Origin of the sequence: Mycobacterium sp. ST-F2, from assembly GCF_001905655.1 — a bacterium.
Classification (GTDB): Bacteria; Actinomycetota; Actinomycetes; order Mycobacteriales; family Mycobacteriaceae; genus Mycobacterium.
This window is the reverse complement of record NZ_JMHT01000091.1, coordinates 21,334-37,377: the sequence shown is the minus strand read 5'-3', so window position 1 is coordinate 37,377 and position 16,044 is coordinate 21,334. Positions and strand designations below refer to the sequence as shown.

Sequence of the window (16,044 nt, the reverse complement as noted above, 5' to 3'; positions counted from 1 at the left end):
GCGAAAGTGCGGAATGCGCTGACGTGCCATTACGCGAAAGTGCGGAATGCATTCCGCGAAAACGCGGCAGCAGCTCACGCGAAAGTGCGGAATCAGATCCGGCGAAAGTGCGGAATCTTCCTATTACTGGAGAACTTGAAGATCTCTCCGAGGGGGAGAAGGGCGCGGCGCTGGCTGAGCGCGAACCGCTCGACGTCGAACCCGTCGCCGACCCGGGCAACGACCCTCCCCCGAAAGATCAGCTCGCAATCCAAACCGACCCCGCCGGCGCGTGGGTCGACGCCGAACTGGTCGACGACGACCCAGACCCTGAACCTCAGCCCTACTGCGACCGCCACATGCCCCACGGCACCGACGCCCCGTGCGGCGCCTGCAAGCGCCGCCGCCAGGCACACGAGGCGTGGCAACAGCGCGCACTGTCCCGGGTCTTCGTCGGCGCCACTAGCTCGGCCGACGCCGGCGACAACCGCCGCGCTGCGATCGCGCAGTGCCCAGATTGCGACGAGTTCGGACAGGTCGACCTCGGCGATTCGGTTGCGACTTGCCGACACACCAAACGCCGGCGCCCCGCCGCCGACGACGCGAGGCCGGCATGAGCCGGCTCAGCGCCACCGAGGTCGTCGCGCGCAAGGAACGGGTAGCCGCGATCCGCCGATGCCGATATTGCGACCCGTGCGGTTGGCGCTACGGCCCCGACGGCGACCCGATCGACCCCGCCATCCGGTGCACCCACCGCCCGCCGGCGCCGGCACGCGACATCACCGAGCCCATCCACCAACCCGAACTGTTCGACACCGAGGAAACCGACCGATGACCGTCCGCGCCGTGCTCGTCTGCCACGGCGACCCCGACGGCCACCACGGCGTCGAGTTCACGTACTGGTCGTCCCGAGCCGAAGCCATCGAAGCATCAATCGAGCTGGCCACCCTGCGGCCCACGGTGCCGCGGCCACCACACCGTCGCCCGCCTCGACCTCAAGCCCAGCCCACGGCCCAGCATCACCAACACCTGGCTCGGCGCCAGGCGGTCCAAACCACGACCCGCGACATCGAGGACCAGGACGACGCCGAACCCCGACGGTTGTCCCGCACCTGCCGCGGCCGGTTCGGCGCGGTGAACTCATGAATGAGTCCGGTCTGCTGCGCTCCGGCGGTGTCGTGGTCCTGTCCGGGCCAGCGCTGAAAGTGGCCCGGGACGCTGCCCTGATCGCGGTCAAACATCGCAAACAGTCCGGCGTTCCATTTCGGAACTACGAGGCTCTGGCCTGCGAATTCGGCGCCGCGATGGCCGCAGCCGGTCACTCGGACGTCCGTTCACCCGCGATCAGCAAGGCTGTCGCCGTGGAACACCCCACCGTGCCGCTCGCCGAAGCAGCTGCCCGCCTTGGCATCTCGCTCAGGCAGGCACGCCGGCGCGCCCCACAACTCGCAGGCCGCAAGGTCGCCGGCCGCTGGCTCGTCGACGAGGCAGCGCTCAACGAGCACATCGAAGGAAGGCAATGACCAAACAAGAAATCGCCCGACTCGTCGCAAGCCTGACCGACGACGAGCTCGACCAGCTCCGCGACTTCCTCGCAGAACCGGAGGACACCCGCCAGCCCAGCAGCAGCAACGGGCGGTTCCTGAACTCGTTGTTCGGCGGTGGTAGCGATTAGCGCCGCGGACGGGCTGACCGTCGTGGAGCGCTGCATGGCCCGCATTGACCACGAAACCGTGGAACGCAGCGAGCGGGAGCGAGCCGCGAACGCAGCCGAAGAACGCCGAAAGTACCTGTACGCCCGACTGTTCCAACACGTCACGCCAACTCGCGACGTGGCAGGTCTGCGCACCGAGAGTCAGGCAAGCGACATGTTTCTCCGAGCACGCGGAGAGAACCTCCTGCAAATCGCGATTCTGCGCGTCGCCGTCGACAACCGATGGGGCTCCGTGGTCACCGCCTTCATCAAGTTGTGGGACGGCGAACACCCAATCGCAGGCACCGTCCAAGAACTCTGGAATCTCACCCTCACCACAGGCCGCTCCGCGGTCTGACCAAACGAAAGGAACACGCACGCAATGTCTCTCGCACAACTCAAATCCCAGATCGAGGACCTGCGCGCACAAGCAGCAACCGCGTACAGCCGGGGCATCCGCACCACCGATCTGCTCGACGCCGATGACACCCTCAGCGATGTCGGCAAGCAGAAAGCTCGCGACACCGAGCGTGAGCAGGTGAACGCCAAGATCCGCGACCTTCGCAAGAAGGAAACCGAACTCATCGCCGCCAAGAAGCAATCGCTCGAACGGCGGCTGTTCGGGCTGGGGCCGGTGGCCAGCGGCGATCCCAATCAGATCATCGCCTACCGAGACGCACAGGACCGAGCCGCGCGACTCACCGATCACGACGACGCACAAGCAGCATTCGCGGCGGCCATGCGCTCCGACGACAGGACCCTCGCCGCAGCGATCCTCGCTCGGGCCCTCGACGCCGGCTGGAACCGCATCGTCAACGAGTACGTCGAGCAAAACCCAACCGCCGGCGAGGATCTCAACGACCTCGCCGACATCAATCAGTACAGCTCGTTCGACGCCACCCTGTCGTACAGCTACATGTGACCACCTCGCGGCCGGCGCACCGGGAGCGCACACCGCGCACGTCGGCCGCGAGGCACCCAGGGGGACAGCTCCCCACCCCGGCCCCCAGCCGCACCTCATGTCATAGACGCAGCCCCCCTGGATCCCCACAAAAAAACAACTACCGATGAGAGCGATCTGCGATGCAGGGAACCTATTGGCTGACAGTCCTGCCTGAGACGTCGCAGTTGCGTCCGCGGATCAAGCGCGCGCTTCGAGGTATCGACGACGAGGCCCGGGTTAACCCGACTGTCGACGATCGTCAGGCGGAGTCGTCGGGCAGGCGTTTCGGTGGGAAGTTCCGTCGGGGTTTCGACGCGTCTGGGGCTGCGACGCCGAAGGTCGACGACCGCCAGGCCGAGCGCGCCGGCAGTTCGTTCGGCGCGAAGTTCCGCAAGGGGTTCGAGGCGAGCGCGTCGAACCTCGGCGCGACTGCTCGGCTTATCGGCGCCGGGTTCACCGGGGCGTCGGATGCAACCCGCTCGATGGTTCGCAACGTCGGCACCGCGGCGACTGTGCTCGGTGTCGCGACGAAGGCGACCAAGGGGCTCGCGTTCTGGCTCGGCGGCGCCGCAACCGGCCTCAAGGTGGTCGCCGGCGCATCGTTGGCGAAAGTCGCCGGGATGCTCGGGTTCACGGCGCGGATGGCCGGCCAGCTCGCGTCGAACGTCACTCGAGTAACGTCCGCGATCCTGCTGCTGGCGACCGTCGGCAAGGTGCTTGGTTTCATGAGCCGCGCAGCGAAATGGATGGCGCTACTCACCGTCGGGTCCGCGGCGCTGATCGGTGTCGTGTCAGCGCTGGCGTCGCAGCTCGGCGGCGCCCTGGTCGCCGCGCTGACGGTCGTCGGGTCCGCGGCCGGCGTCGCGGCCGGCGCGCTGGTCGGCATTCTCGGGCCGGCCATCGCGACGGCGAAGCTCGCGTTCAAGGGGCTCGGCGAAGGCGCGAAGGCATTCCAGGAGTCGATGAAGGACGTCTGGGGTCCGGCCGACGAAGCGTTTAGCAAGATGATCGGGCAGCGGATGGGTCCGCTGCTGACGCAGTTCCGCGAGTTGAAAATGGCTGTGACGGATGCGTTCTCGGGTGCGCTGACGCCGGCGATGAACTCCGCGGCCGGCGTCATGCAGAAGATGCAACCGGCTATGACGGCGATGGCGACCACGCTCGGCCGGATCGGATCGGAGGTCGCCGGCGCGATCGCGTCGCCGGCGAATATGTCCGCGCTCGACAAGATGTTCGCCGCATCGAACCAGTTCATCGGATCACTCTCGCCGGGATTGCAAAGCCTGGTGTCCGGGCTGGTCCAGTTCGCGTCGACCGCGGCCGACACGTTCAAGGGTGTCGGCGCCGGGATCAGCGAGCAGCTGACGAAGTTCGGCGACTGGCTGCGCGGTATCTCGCCGGCGCAGATGATCCTCGCGTTCCAAGCGCTGAAACTGATGGTCACCAACGTCTGGAACGTGCTCAAGCCGGTCATCCAAGGGATCCGCGATATCGGCGCCGTGTCCGCGCCGGCGCTCGCACCCGGATTCCAGGCGATCGGGCAGGCGATCGGGCAGGCCGTGCCGGGGCTGGTCCAGATGTCTCAAGTTCTTATGCCGGCGCTGTCGCAGGTGATGGAGCGGCTGGCGCCGGTGCTGCCGGCGTTGGTGCAGGCGTTCACCCCGTGGGCTGGCGTCCTGGCCGCGGTCGCGCCACCGTTGGCGTCCATCGTGGCGCAGATGGCGCCGCTGGCGCCGCTGGTCATGCTGGCCGTCGGCGCGGTGAAGTTGTTCGGTGCCGGGATGATCGTCGCGAACACCGCGGCGGCTGCCTACTCGATCGGGCTGGGCGTGTTCGCCGCGGCGACCGGTCGCAGCGCGGCATCGCTGGGTGCCAATGTGATCGCGCTCGGCGCGCACCGGGCCGCGTTGATCGCCGGCACTGTCGCGAGCCGCGCGTTCGGCGTCGCGTTGGCGTTCGCGACTGGCCCGGTCGGGTTGGTCGTCGCCGCGGTGGTTGCCGCGGGCGCGGCGATCTGGGCGTTCTTCGCGAAGACCGAGACGGGCCGCAAGCTGTGGGCGCAGATCTGGCCGGCGATCACGAACGCCGTGAAAGTCGCGTGGGACTGGATCAAAACCACGCTGTCTACGGCGTGGCAGCAGATCGGCCCGTCGCTGATGAAGATCGGCGACATCGCGAAGCAGGCGTTCGGGAAATTCGTCGAGGCGGCGAAGTCGATCTGGACGGCGATCCAGCCGGCGATCGCGTGGATTGGTCGGTTGTGGTTGTCGGTGCAGAAGTTCCAGTTCACCGTCGCGATCGCGGCGCTGAAAGCGCTCGGCGCCGCGATCGGCTGGCTGTGGACCAACGTCGTCGTCCCGGCCTTCAACGGCATAGCGGCCGCGGTGTCGACGTGGTGGTCCGCGGTGCAAGTCGTCTGGGGTGCTGCGACGACCGCGATCGGATGGGTCGGCGACAAGGTGATGTGGCTGTGGCACAACGTTGCCGAGCCGGCGTTCTCGGCGATCGGATCGGTCGTGTCGACATGGTGGTCGGGAGTGCAGGCGGTCTGGGATCTGTTCACGACCGCGCTGGACAAGGTGAGTACCGGTGTGGGGGCCCTGAAAGACGGGTTTGTGACCGCGTTCAATGCGATAAAGGACGTGGTCCTCGGGGTCTGGGACAAGATCAAGGGCGTCATCGACTCCATCGGCAACGGCATCGGTGCCGTCGTCGACAAGCTGCGCGGTGCCCCCATCATCGGGAACCTGATTCCCGGCCACGCGGACGGACGGGCGCCCGGGTTCGCCAGCGGCCGGCCGGCGTCGCTTTCGCGCAGTGGCCGGCTGAGCGGGCCCGGGACCGGGACCAGCGACTCGATTCTGGCGATGCTGTCGAACGGCGAAGGCGTCGTGAAGGAATCGGCGATGCGTGGCGGTGGCGCCACCGTCGTTGCGGCGCTGAACTCTGGCTGGGTTCCGTCGGCCGAGTTCCTGCGCGGGATGCTGCCGGGATTCGCAGAGGGCCGCGGGCCCGATATCAGCGTCGCCGAGCAGTTGGTCGGCACGAAGTACAGCCAGGCGCAGCGGTTCGATTGCTCGGGCGTCGTGGCGCGCATCATCAACGGCGCATTGGGGATGGGCGGCGGGCTCATGTCCACGAAGAACGCGCGGCAATGGTTGTCCGAGCGCGGGTTCGTCGATGGTTCCGGCGGGCCCGGACAGATCCGCGTCGGCTGGTACGACCATGGGCCGAACCCGAACGACGGCCACATGGCGATGACCCTGTCCGATGGGCGCAACGCTGAATCTGGCGGCAGGAACGGCGTTTTCACGATCGGTGCCGGCGCGGCCGGCGCGGACGATCCGCAGTTCGACAACCACATGTACCTTCCGCAACTGTTCGGCGAGGGCGCCGCGACGGGTGGCGCGGTGTCGTCGCTGGGCCGCACGGTGAGTGCCGGGGGCGGCGGGTCGTATCGGGCGGCGACGTCGAGCGAGCTGTCCACCAGTGCGGGCCGGGTCGAGTCGGCGAACAGCGCTGTGACGCAGGCGAATCAGGCTGTCGATGACCGCACGTATGCGCGCGACAAGGCGCAACGCCGGCTCGACGATTTGAAAGCGCAGGGCAAGGACACGGCCGACGCTCAGCACTCGCTCGACGTCGCCAACCGAGAGCTCAAGGATGCGACCGACAAGCAGGCGAAGGCCAAGGACAAGGCGGCGAAGGCCGAGCAGGACGACGCCGATCTGCGGTCGCAGGGCGTGCAGGACGCGCAGGCTGCCGGCGACAAGAAGTCGAGCAACGGTTTCGGCGACCTTGGTAAGGCGTTCGCCGGCGGGATCTTCGAGACGATCGGACTCGACGGTTCGTTCCTGTCGAACCCGTTCGAGTGGCCGACGATCAAATCGGCCATGGCCGGCGTGAACTGGCTCGGCAAGGCGCTGATGGGCGACGAATCAGGATCGGCCGGCGGCGGCGCTGCGAGTGATCTTGGCGGCGGGCTGGTGAGTGCATTCGCGGACTCGGCGGGGCTCGACGTGGCGAACTTGAATCCGGCCGCGGCCGATATCTCCGCGGCGCCGGCCTCCGCGGTGGCGCCCGATACGACGCAGCACGGCGCTGGCGCCGGCGCGGCACCCGGGCCGGCCGTCGTCATCGAGAACGCCGGCATGGACCCGACTGCGCTCTCGAACAAGCTCTCTGCCGAGTTCAATGCCCGCACCCGAACGACGAAGGTTCACTGATGACGAACACCGTGACGATGCTTCTGTGTCAGCAGAGTGTGGACGGCCAACCGGAACCGACGACGTGGGGTGCGGCCGTTCTGCTCGGCACCACTACGGCAGAACTGGGCAAATGGGCAGACTTGGACGGCGACCATGTCGACTCGGACAAGCTGCCGGACTGGCTCATCCGACAGGGCCGGCGCCGAGCTCGGGAGGCTCAAGCCGCCACCGGCGTCGGCTCCACGACCGCGGCCATGACTCACTGGGCCGTGCGCGACTTCAGCGAGGGTGTCGTCGCGTTCGACATGGTTACCTGGTCGGACGTGCACCAGCTGTGGATGATCGTCACATCCGAAGTGGCACAACGGATTACTGGGGAAGCTGAGAGCTGAGCGCCGCATGGCCCTGGTCGTCGGCGTGGCGGTCTCGCGTCAGCGACGTGCCAGTCGCCGCGCTTCACCGCCCACGGCCACCGTCGTCGCGCGTCTCGTTATTGATGACCTCAATTAGCGCGTCCTCGGCGGCGCTGATCGAGTCCCACGCATCTTGCGTGAACACACCGACATACGCGAGCAGGGCCTCAAATACCGCTTCTGCCGCCTTGCGACCCGGCGGATCAAGCACCATGCAGACCAATGACAACGCGCGGCGCACCGGAGCCGTCTCGTCCGGTGTCAGATCGGCATAACCGGCACCATCGGGTACGGCGTCGCGGCTCTCGGCCGCGAGCAGCCACACCGCAGAAACGAACTCCGCGCCGAGTTCGCGGCGCTTGTCGAGCAGACGGCCCTCTCGCTCAAACTTGCGGTTCGCGTCCGCGATGCGGTCCTGGCGCATGTCGGCACGCCTCTGTGTGTAGGCGATCCCGCCGACACCGACGAGCGCCACGAGCATGGACGGGATACCGCTGAGCAACACATTGGCGAGAGTCACATCGGGCATGGGCGAATCGTCGCAAATCGGTCGGCCGCGTTGTGCGCCAGGTCGGCGCCGTGGTCCCGGGCGTCGGCGTGGGATCCGCTGGCCGGCCCCGAACAGCTGCATCATTGCCGAGTGACGATGCGGCGGGAAGCGATGCGTGCCCTGTTCGAGGGCTCACTCGCCGACGTCGGTGACCCGAACCCGTACGCCGGCCGATCGCTCGCCCTGGCGAAACTGTGGATGCGCGGCTACACGCGCATGTTGCGGGTACGCGTCAATACCGGCCCAGCGATGCGTGCTACAGGTGCCAGGCGCTAAACGGCACTCCAGAGCCAGGCAATGAGGCTGCGTTGCGGATGGTTTCGATGAGCTCCCACACATTACTACCGGGGTTCCACGGTTTCTTCGTTCCGTCGCCGCGATGCTTGGCGTCGAGTTGCTTTGCGTTCTCCAACGCAGTGCCGTACCGCTCCTCAAGTAGGGAGAGTGCGGCTTCGCTCAGCGTCTTGTTGCAGCCGAGCAGCGTCTTTGACTCATGCTGCGCTGCATGACGTTCCAGGTAAGCCGCCTGAAGGCGGTAGTGCAGTACGAACCATACTTCGAGGCACGGGCTCGACAGTGCCACCTTGACCCCACTGGCGGCTGCAAGCTGGAGCGCCTCGTCGAGCCCGTAGTGCTCGTCAACGTCGATGACGCACCAATACTCGTCGTAGGCCGAGCCTCGCCCGCGTTTCTCCTCTCGCAGGTCGTATTTGCGTTCGGCAACAGCGGCTTCTACGACACTCAGAGGCGCAGAGCCCTGGTGTTCGGCGATGCTGACGATTACCCGATTACGGTGCAGCCGAAAGTAGTGATTGATGTATCCGACCTCGGTCTCCTTGCCTTCCGCGAAAACTCTGATCTGGAATCGCTGTGCCTGAGTTGAGGGACGCCGGCGGCCGGTCCGGGCACGGGAGCCTCGACTGTTGCTCGTCATCCCTTGACGGTCTCCTGCGTAGTTAGGAGAGCAGCAAGCGCCCGGAATTGATTGCCGCTAATGATCGGCGTCGCACCGTATCGACCTTGCATGTATCGACGCGCGATAGCCTCTTCCTTCCGGGGATTCAGATCGGTCAGCGAGTAGAGCTCACTGCTACCGTCGTCCCGCTTCTCTGTGAACCACGCCTGATCCCGTCCGATTATCCGGTCGGACGGCGAATTGCCCAGCAGCTTCGCCTCATGCGAGTTGAAGATGAGTTGCGCTCCATGCGGATTCGACTCCGGGCTTTGGAACAGCATCACGAACTGCTCGACTAGCAGTGGGTGAAGACTCGCCTCTAGTTCATCGACCAGCATCACAGTGCCAGCGACAAGTGCGTCGAGCAGTGGCCCAACCAACCCAAGCCAAACCATCGTGCCGAGCGATTCCTCGGAGCTATCCAAGTGGACGCTCTCACCGTTTTGCGTGCGGTGACTCAGCTCGATCCCTGAAAAGGCGTCAAGCTGGAGCTCGGAGTCGTCGACCGGGCCGCTCTCCCCATCGCCGCGTAGCGCTTGGTACAGCTTTCGCGCCAACTCAATTTCGTGCTTCGTCGGCTCCCGACGGCGCGCGTCCGTGATGCCGAGATCGGCCAACTTCAAGATCTCAAGTAGCTGCAACCTGCGTTCCTCGTGCTCCATCAAATGCGCGGTGTACTTCGCCCTGGAGTCTCTGCTGGCAGCGTCGCACAGCCGAAAGTTCTGATCGAACCACCGGTAGAGCGAGCCGAGCTCTTCAAATTCCGCGGCATCGGCGACGGACAGGAAAAGTGCGTCAGGGCGCAGAAGCTCCTTCATTGCACGCGCCCTCGCCGTGCGACTCTCGAGTCGCAGGTCGAGTCCATGGCGCTCGAAGATCGTCACTGCGCGGCCCCGAGGAAATCGCCGCGCCCACTCGTGTAGAACCTGGTCGTCGTCAATGGTGAAGCCGTACTCGTGCCGGATACCGTTGATGATCAGGTCGACTTCATATGTGGATGGCGCATTCCCAGTGCGCTCGCTCAGCTTGAACGGCCGTCGTAGGTATCTCAGTGACCGGCGTCGATTGTGAGGTGAGAACGACTCTCGGACGATCGTCCGCATGTCCTCCATGGCTCGCAGCAGGTTGCTCTTGCCGGAAGCATTCGCCCCGAAGACGCCGGCGACGGGGAGCACCTTCATGTAGTTGCGCCCGTTCTCCCGCCACGGAACCTCGCGAACAACCTTCGGCTCAGCCATCGCCGTCGCCTCTAACGAGAAGTCGATGTTGCCGCGGAACGAGCGGACGTTCTTGGCCTGAAATCCCAGCAGCATCGTGTGCGACTTCGGAACCATTTGATCTCCCATAAAGCAATTATCGCAAGTTTCTTGCAATTTTCTAGATTTTGGCACTGATTACTCTAACGATGAACAACCAAGCGGTTGAGCGTGACCCCAAGCCGATGCGGCGGGCGCAGCGTGGGCCAACATCTACTTGGACGTCCGCGCGCGCCGATCGGTTCCACTCAAATTTGAGCCGCCATCATCGCGGCCCGTACCTCGTCGGCATCGACCGCGGTGTACCGCTCCGTGGTCGCGACCGAGGAGTGTCCGAGCAGCGTTTGCACCGCCCGCAGATTGCGCGATCCGCGAAATGCCTTGCTCGCGAACCGATGCCTCAGCGTGTGGGCGCTCCAGTGATCAGGTAGCGCGCGGGCCATGAGCTTCCCGACATAGTGCGGTGTCAGGTGTGCGCCGACGTCCGAGCTGGGGAACAGCCACCCGGAGACCGGTCCGCCGCGGGTGTGACCTGCCGCGCCGGCGGCGACCAGGCCGGCGAGCTCGTCGCCGATCGGCAGCACGCGGACCTTGCCGCCTTTGCCCGTTACCCGCAACTGCCAGCCGTCGAACCCCTCAACCAGGTCGCGGGAATGCAGGCGCGCGATCTCGGCGCGGCGTAGGCCGGCCTCCGCGGCCAACCGCAGCATAAGCCGCACGCGCGCGTCAGCTGCGGCCAGCGCGGCGAACCACGCCGCGTCGGGCGCCGGCCGCGGCGCCGGCACCGCAGCGCGCACAACGGGCAGCTCGGCGGCGGGATTGGCCGGCAGGTGGCCGGCCCGGTGTGCCCAGCGGAAGAACAAGACCAGCGCGTTACGCCGGCTGCGGCGCGTCTCGATCGACCAGTCGGGGTGTCCCAACCACCGCAGCAGGGTTGCTTCGGTGACCTGGTCCGGTGCGCACTGCCGGCCGTGGGCGAACTGGGACAGTTGGCCGCGTCGGGTGGCGACTGTGGCGCGGCTGTGGCCGGCGCCGGCTTCGGCGTCGAGGTAGCCCTGGATCAGATTGGCCCATGCCGGCGGCAGCGGCCGGGGTGCGGGACCGGGGCGAGCCGCGGCCCGCGGTGCGTCGACCGGGTCGCCGGCCATGTCAACCGCGAGTTCGAGCAGCTTCGCGGCAGTGTGGATGCCGCGGCGCTCGACCTCGGTGAGTGCGGCGCGCTGCATGTCGTCGAGCTGGTCGGCGACATCCCGCCATGTCCGCGCCGGCGGGGTGCTGGTGAGGGTTGTCATGCCGCCGAGACTAGCGGCACGAATTCCGAATTATCAAGGGCTGCAAAGGAATTCGTACATATGCCGTATTCGCGCAAATGCCGGAATCGGACATATGTCGCGATGTGCACAAATGTCGGGGCGTCCCCGCCGAGCCGGCCGCACCTCCCCGACCCGACCCGACCCGACCCAGACTGGACACGCTTTGGACACAAAATGCGGGAAAAGCGTGGCATTCACAGTGACTTGCAGTCATGTGTTTCCGCAGGTAGACCGTGCGATATCGCCCTGACCTCGCGCGTCTGCGGGGGTTCAAGTCCCCCCTCGGACACACGACTGAGGCGAGCGAAGGGAACGCTTGCGTTCACTTCCGAGCCGATGGAGTGTGTTGAGCGGCGCAGCCGCGATCACACCGGAGTGAGACGAGAGAAACGAGAGCTTGCTCTCGTTTCCGAGTCGATTGACGGTGCGAACACACGACTGAGGCGAGCGGCGACGCTCGCCTTTTTTTCTGGCCGGCGGCGTGTGTTGAGCGGCGCAGCCGCGATCACACAAACAGCAACAGGACATCGGCCGACAGTCACCGCGATGCGGTGAAGCCGCGGGTCGCGATGTCGCGTTTGGAACTACCGACATGAGCTCGGGGCTCGGTTGATTCAATCCGGACGACCGCGTTTCTACCGCCCAACTTGGCCTGGTACATCGCCGTGTCAGCGCGGCCGATGATCGAGGAAACGGATTCGCCGGGAACGGCCAGGGTGGCACCAATACTCAGAGTCGCATGTACCGTGTGCCCGGATTCATGGATCGGTTCGGCGGCACGACATCGAATCCCGTCGGCGATTCTGACGGCCTCGTCATAACCGTGGAGGCCGAACAGGACGACGAGCATCTCGTCTCCGCCTATCCGCCCCACCATGTCTCCCTGGCGCACGCTTTCGCGGACCCGGCTTGCCATTGTCACGAGCACAGCGTCACCGACGGCGTGCCCCCAGGTGTCGTTGATGTCCTTGAAATGGTCGATATCGCAGAACAGGACGCCGAGGTCAGCGCCGGGCGATCGCGCGTGCGCGATCGCAGCCTCAAGGATTCCCAACGCCTCGGCACGGTTCGGCAGACCGGTCAGAATGTCGAACCGGGCCAGCCGATCCAGACGCTGCTCCGCCTCGACCCGATCGTCGACGACACGCATCGACCCGGTTGCCCCGTCGATGTTGCCATCCGCGTCGACGTAGGGCTTGGCGTGGCCGTCGACCCAGTGATAGTCACCCCCGTCGGCGCGAATTCGATACCGCGCGGCAGCCGTCTTGTCCGTGCCGATCTCCTGTAAACGGGTTCTCACGTTGGCAACGTCGTCGGGGTGTACGTGGGAGAGATAGTCAGAGCCAATCCATTTCTGGGGCGGAACTCCGAACTGGCCTTCCACCGACGGCGAAATCCACACGACGCGGCCTTCACGAACGTGGACGACGGTGTCCACACTGTTGTCGGCCAGGATTCGGTATCGTCTCTCGACCTCGGCGCGTCTGCGCTCGGCGTCAGCGCGTCTGCGCTCGGCTTCAGCGCGTTCCCTGCTCAGCCGCTCCTGTTCGATCAGCGGATTCTGCTCTTGGCGACGCAAACGGAAGCCGAGAATCGCGGCTACAACTGTGGCCAATGTGACGGACAGAGCGAAGGCGGCGTTCTCGTTGACACCCAGGGACAGGAACGTGAGCCGCCACAACGACACAACGATCGGCAGGCCGACGGCGAGGCCGTACAACCGGAGCAATGGGACCCGGTCGGGCCGGGCGAGCAGCCAGACAAGGGGAACCCTGTCAGGACGCGCTGCCGACGCGGCAGTGACGAGGAGTATCGCTGCGACAGCGGTCAACATCGCTATGCCGGTCGACGGCCGCACCTGCACGAGAGTCTCGGCATCGAAGAGATAGGCCACGACGGCGACAAGTGGGACGAGCCCGCCACCGGCCAGGCACACCGGCCAGACCACGCCGACCCCACGGCGCTCCACGCGGGTCAACGCTACGGCGGTGGCCAAGAGCAGGACCGCGGCTGCCGCCTGTGGGCCTGGACGCCCAGGCCAGGACAACTGCCGGCTGCGCACTGCCGCACCGAACCACGCTTGGTCGATCCCGAATGATCTGGAGGTCGCGTACTCCACCAGAATCGCGCAGGCGAGCACGCCCACAACTACGGCCAAGCCCCGCCCGGCCCACACCCGACTCCGCACCGGATTCCCCGATTGCATGAGAATCGACAGCGCCAGCGCAGCCACCCACAACGCCGTCCAGGGCGTCATCGGCGGCCAGGTCCGAAAGACCCGCGTCAACACCTCGATCCCCGTCGCCCAACCGACCCAATCCAACGCCGCGACAACAAGAACCGCCCCCGCAGCGGCCAGCCCCACCTCGCGATGCACACCAGCGCCCGGACCCCCCATCGTCCGTCCCTCCCCTAGGCAGTGTCCATCAGTCACCATCATCTACCCGGGGGTGTTCGGTGGCTCTGTTTTTACGTGTCTCCCTCGTCAATTAGCGCTGGCGGTGACCGAAGTCGAGCGTTTCAGCGTCGTCGAGGGTTCAAGTCCTGGCGACACCCGAGCCGATCAACAGCATCAGCCTCCTACCGCAGTAGGTATCAGGTGCACAGCCTCGACTGAGCGCTCAGCGGCCGCGCGCCGGTTGAGCGGCGGTCGATGCCGACGACGACGGCAACGTGGACGGACGATCGATGATGGTCGATGACGGCCCGCCGACCCGGTAGCGCGCGCCGCGGTGCTCCTGCGGTAGCCGGTCGCCATTGCCGAGCAGCTTGTGCCGCAACGACCCCGGCTGGTACTCCGCCTGGTAGGCACCACGTTCGGTGAGCACCGGAACCACATGCTCGATCACGTCGGCGAAGGAACCGGGGGTGATGGCATAAGCGAGGTTGAAACCGTCGACATCGGTCTCGGCGACCCACTCCTGCAGGGTGTCGGCCACCGTGGTGCCCGACCCGACGATGCGTGGACCCATGCCGCCGATTTCGCCCCACTCGGCGATGTCGCGGACCGTCCACTCCCGGCCATCGGGGTCGGCCGACTGAAACGCCTTGACCGCGGACAGGATTGCATTCGAGTCGACGTTGCCGATCGGCTCGTCCAACCCGTACCGGGCGAGATCCACACCCATCCACCCGGACATGAACACCAGCGCGCCTTCCGGGTCGCCGTAAGAGAGCAACTCGCGGTGTTTGGCGTGCGCCTCGGCATCGGTGGTCGCGGTGATCACCGTCGACAGATTGAAGATCTTGGCCGAGTACGGATCCCGGCCGGCCAGTTCCAGCTCCCGGCGAATGGTCGAAACCGTCTCGGCCAGAATGGCTTTGGTCGGCGCCGCCGTGAAGATCGCCTCGGCGTTCTCGGCGGCGAACCGTACCCCACGCGGCGATGAGCCGGCCTGGTAGATCACCGGGGTCCGCTGCGGCGAGGGCTCGGCGAGGTGCACTCCCGGCACACTGAAATGTGTTCCGGAGTGCCCGATGTGGTGCACCTTGTCCGGGTCGGTGAAGACCCCGCGCTCGCGGTCGCGGACCACCGCGTCGTCCTCCCACGAGCCCTCCCACAGCTTGTAGAGCACCTCGAGATACTCGTCGGCGTGGTCGTACCGGGCGTCGTGGGCCGGCTGGTCGGTCTGCCCCATGTTGCGCGCCGCGGCGGGCAGATAACCGGTGACCACATTCCAGCCGATCCGCCCCTTGGTCAGGTGATCCAGGGTCGATATCCGACGAGCGAACGGATACGGGTGCTCGAACCCGGTGCCGGTGGTGATGCCGAAGCCCAGATGCTCGGTCACCAACGCCATCGCCGATACCAACAACAGCGGGTCGCCCACCGGAATCTGCGCGGCCTGCCGAATGGCGGCCTCGTCGCCGGCGCCATAGACGTCGTAGGTCCCGAGCACATCGGCGATGAAGAGGCCGTCAAACCTGCCGCGCTCCAACAACTTCGCCAGTTCGGTCCAGTACTCCAGGTCCTTGTAGCGCCAGGACTGATCTTCTGGATGCCGCCACAGGCCGGGCGACTGATGAGCGACGCAGTTCATGTCGAAGGCGTTGAGGCGAATCTGTCGGGTCACTACTCCACCGTGCCAACATGTCACGCATCAGACACCGATTGCACTCAGCACGAACATTTTTCATGGCAAACCCGTTGCCGCTCAGGGCAGTACGACCGAACGGCCAACACTGCCCCGGCCGGCGGCCACCGCGTCAGATGCCCTTGACGTAATCGCCGGTGCAGATGTTGTAGTGCCCGGCAGGATCGAACGTCTCTCCGTTGCCAGGGAAGTACCATTTCGCCGCTTGGTACATCAGCTGGCCATTGCAGGTGCCGAGGTTGTAGGCCACGATCGTCGCCGGTTGCTTGATCGACTCCGCGACGCTGGTGGCGCCGGGGGGTATCCCATAGGAGAGGCCTCTCCCAATGGCCTGTTCTCCGCCCCACGAGGACCACGTGATGTCCCAGATGTCGCCCGTCGGGTCACCGCCGTTGAAGACTCTCGTCGGCTGTACGGTTCCGTAACCCCTCGCGCTCGGGTTCCAGGCACGACCGAGAGTCGGCTGCGAGTCGGCCCGCACGACGGGCGCGCCGGCCGTCGAGCAGGCGGCAACGGCGATGGTGGCCGCGATGGCCACAGAAAGCGGTGTCGCGATCAGCGCCAACTTCGTCATCGTGGCGGACTGCCGCGGTTCAGAAAGGTTCTTCATGGCGGTGAGGCTGCGGCAGACGCCTTGGTG

The 16,044-nt window shown here is 66.0% G+C and carries 17 protein-coding genes; 9 read left to right on the top strand and 8 right to left on the bottom strand.

Annotation, left to right across the window (positions count from 1 at the left end):
- Positions 1-92: 92 nt before the first annotated feature.
- The gene (locus EB75_RS29045; protein WP_142239843.1) at positions 93-551 is read right to left on the bottom strand and encodes a hypothetical protein; all 459 of its coding nucleotides are present in this window, start codon (positions 549-551) and stop codon (positions 93-95) included.
- Positions 552-592: 41 nt separating this feature from the next.
- On the opposite strand from EB75_RS29045, the gene EB75_RS26825 reads away from it, so the two are divergent.
- The 8 genes from EB75_RS26825 (at position 593) to EB75_RS26795 (ending at position 7,215) form a co-directional block, all read left to right on the top strand.
- Positions 593-814 carry a hypothetical protein gene (locus EB75_RS26825; protein WP_073698262.1) on the top strand — a complete coding sequence of 74 codons (222 nt, stop codon included), beginning with the start codon at positions 593-595 and terminating at the stop codon, positions 812-814.
- Positions 811-1,125, top strand: a complete 315-nt coding sequence (locus EB75_RS26820; protein WP_073698261.1) for a hypothetical protein — start codon at positions 811-813, stop codon at positions 1,123-1,125. The genes EB75_RS26825 and EB75_RS26820 overlap by 4 nt, the downstream gene beginning before the upstream one ends.
- Positions 1,122-1,502: a helix-turn-helix domain-containing protein gene (locus tag EB75_RS26815; RefSeq protein WP_073698260.1), complete on the top strand. Its 381-nt coding sequence runs from the start codon at positions 1,122-1,124 to the stop codon at positions 1,500-1,502. Before EB75_RS26820 ends, EB75_RS26815 begins: the two co-directional genes overlap by 4 nt.
- Positions 1,499-1,654, top strand: a complete 156-nt coding sequence (locus EB75_RS29470) for a hypothetical protein (protein ID WP_168176129.1) — start codon at positions 1,499-1,501, stop codon at positions 1,652-1,654. Before EB75_RS26815 ends, EB75_RS29470 begins: the two co-directional genes overlap by 4 nt.
- Positions 1,655-1,688: 34 nt before the next feature.
- The gene (locus EB75_RS26810) at positions 1,689-2,030 is read left to right on the top strand and encodes a hypothetical protein (protein WP_073698259.1); all 342 of its coding nucleotides are present in this window, start codon (positions 1,689-1,691) and stop codon (positions 2,028-2,030) included.
- Positions 2,031-2,054: 24 nt separating this feature from the next.
- Positions 2,055-2,594, top strand: a complete 540-nt coding sequence (locus EB75_RS26805; protein ID WP_073698258.1) for a hypothetical protein — start codon at positions 2,055-2,057, stop codon at positions 2,592-2,594.
- A gap of 161 nt (positions 2,595-2,755) precedes the next feature.
- Positions 2,756-6,841, top strand: coding sequence for a phage tail family protein (locus EB75_RS29465; protein ID WP_073698257.1), 4,086 nt, complete (start codon positions 2,756-2,758; stop codon positions 6,839-6,841).
- Positions 6,841-7,215, top strand: a complete 375-nt coding sequence (locus EB75_RS26795) for a hypothetical protein (protein WP_073698256.1) — start codon at positions 6,841-6,843, stop codon at positions 7,213-7,215. Before EB75_RS29465 ends, EB75_RS26795 begins: the two co-directional genes overlap by 1 nt.
- A 64-nt stretch (positions 7,216-7,279) precedes the next feature.
- Here the strand turns inward: EB75_RS26795 and EB75_RS26790 are convergent, their stop codons facing one another.
- Positions 7,280-7,765 (bottom strand): hypothetical protein, encoded by a 486-nt coding sequence (locus EB75_RS26790; RefSeq protein ID WP_073698255.1) that lies wholly within the window; start codon positions 7,763-7,765, stop codon positions 7,280-7,282.
- 117 nt (positions 7,766-7,882) lie between these two features.
- Between EB75_RS26790 and EB75_RS26785 the strand changes: the two genes are divergently transcribed.
- Complete coding sequence (locus EB75_RS26785) at positions 7,883-8,062, top strand: ribosome modulation factor (RefSeq protein WP_083612592.1); 180 nt, start codon at positions 7,883-7,885, stop codon at positions 8,060-8,062.
- Here the strand turns inward: EB75_RS26785 and EB75_RS26780 are convergent.
- The 6 genes from EB75_RS26780 to EB75_RS26755 form a co-directional block, all read right to left on the bottom strand.
- Positions 8,043-8,720 carry an RloB family protein gene (locus EB75_RS26780; RefSeq protein ID WP_073698253.1) on the bottom strand — a complete coding sequence of 226 codons (678 nt, stop codon included), beginning with the start codon at positions 8,718-8,720 and terminating at the stop codon, positions 8,043-8,045. The genes EB75_RS26785 and EB75_RS26780 overlap by 20 nt on opposite strands.
- Positions 8,717-10,075 (bottom strand): AAA family ATPase, encoded by a 1,359-nt coding sequence (locus EB75_RS26775; protein WP_073698252.1) that lies wholly within the window; start codon positions 10,073-10,075, stop codon positions 8,717-8,719. The genes EB75_RS26780 and EB75_RS26775 overlap by 4 nt, the downstream gene beginning before the upstream one ends.
- A 170-nt stretch (positions 10,076-10,245) precedes the next feature.
- Positions 10,246-11,289 carry a tyrosine-type recombinase/integrase gene (locus EB75_RS26770; protein WP_286150331.1) on the bottom strand — a complete coding sequence of 348 codons (1,044 nt, stop codon included), beginning with the start codon at positions 11,287-11,289 and terminating at the stop codon, positions 10,246-10,248.
- A 559-nt stretch (positions 11,290-11,848) separates the two neighbouring features.
- A complete protein-coding gene (locus tag EB75_RS30080; RefSeq protein ID WP_286150330.1) occupies positions 11,849-13,030 on the bottom strand; it encodes a sensor domain-containing diguanylate cyclase in 1,182 nt (393 codons plus the stop codon).
- 901 nt (positions 13,031-13,931) lie between these two features.
- Positions 13,932-15,383: an LLM class flavin-dependent oxidoreductase gene (locus EB75_RS26760; protein ID WP_073698250.1), complete on the bottom strand. Its 1,452-nt coding sequence runs from the start codon at positions 15,381-15,383 to the stop codon at positions 13,932-13,934.
- 133 nt (positions 15,384-15,516) lie between these two features.
- Positions 15,517-16,014, bottom strand: coding sequence for a hypothetical protein (locus EB75_RS26755; protein WP_073698249.1), 498 nt, complete (start codon positions 16,012-16,014; stop codon positions 15,517-15,519).
- Positions 16,015-16,044 lie beyond the last annotated feature (30 nt).

Coding starts and splice junctions, on each gene's coding strand:
- EB75_RS26825 (WP_073698262.1), top strand. CDS start 593: ATGAGCCGGCTCAGCGCCACCGAGGTCGTCGCGCGCAAGGAACGGGTA.
- EB75_RS26820 (WP_073698261.1), top strand. CDS start 811: ATGACCGTCCGCGCCGTGCTCGTCTGCCACGGCGACCCCGACGGCCAC.
- EB75_RS26815 (WP_073698260.1), top strand. CDS start 1,122: ATGAATGAGTCCGGTCTGCTGCGCTCCGGCGGTGTCGTGGTCCTGTCC.
- EB75_RS29470 (WP_168176129.1), top strand. CDS start 1,499: ATGACCAAACAAGAAATCGCCCGACTCGTCGCAAGCCTGACCGACGAC.
- EB75_RS26810 (WP_073698259.1), top strand. CDS start 1,689: ATGGCCCGCATTGACCACGAAACCGTGGAACGCAGCGAGCGGGAGCGA.
- EB75_RS26805 (WP_073698258.1), top strand. CDS start 2,055: ATGTCTCTCGCACAACTCAAATCCCAGATCGAGGACCTGCGCGCACAA.
- EB75_RS29465 (WP_073698257.1), top strand. CDS start 2,756: ATGCAGGGAACCTATTGGCTGACAGTCCTGCCTGAGACGTCGCAGTTG.
- EB75_RS26795 (WP_073698256.1), top strand. CDS start 6,841: ATGACGAACACCGTGACGATGCTTCTGTGTCAGCAGAGTGTGGACGGC.
- EB75_RS26790 (WP_073698255.1), bottom strand. CDS start 7,765: ATGCCCGATGTGACTCTCGCCAATGTGTTGCTCAGCGGTATCCCGTCC.
- EB75_RS26785 (WP_083612592.1), top strand. CDS start 7,883: ATGCGGCGGGAAGCGATGCGTGCCCTGTTCGAGGGCTCACTCGCCGAC.
- EB75_RS26780 (WP_073698253.1), bottom strand. CDS start 8,720: ATGACGAGCAACAGTCGAGGCTCCCGTGCCCGGACCGGCCGCCGGCGT.
- EB75_RS26775 (WP_073698252.1), bottom strand. CDS start 10,075: ATGGTTCCGAAGTCGCACACGATGCTGCTGGGATTTCAGGCCAAGAAC.
- EB75_RS26770 (WP_286150331.1), bottom strand. CDS start 11,289: ATGACAACCCTCACCAGCACCCCGCCGGCGCGGACATGGCGGGATGTC.
- EB75_RS26755 (WP_073698249.1), bottom strand. CDS start 16,014: ATGAAGAACCTTTCTGAACCGCGGCAGTCCGCCACGATGACGAAGTTG.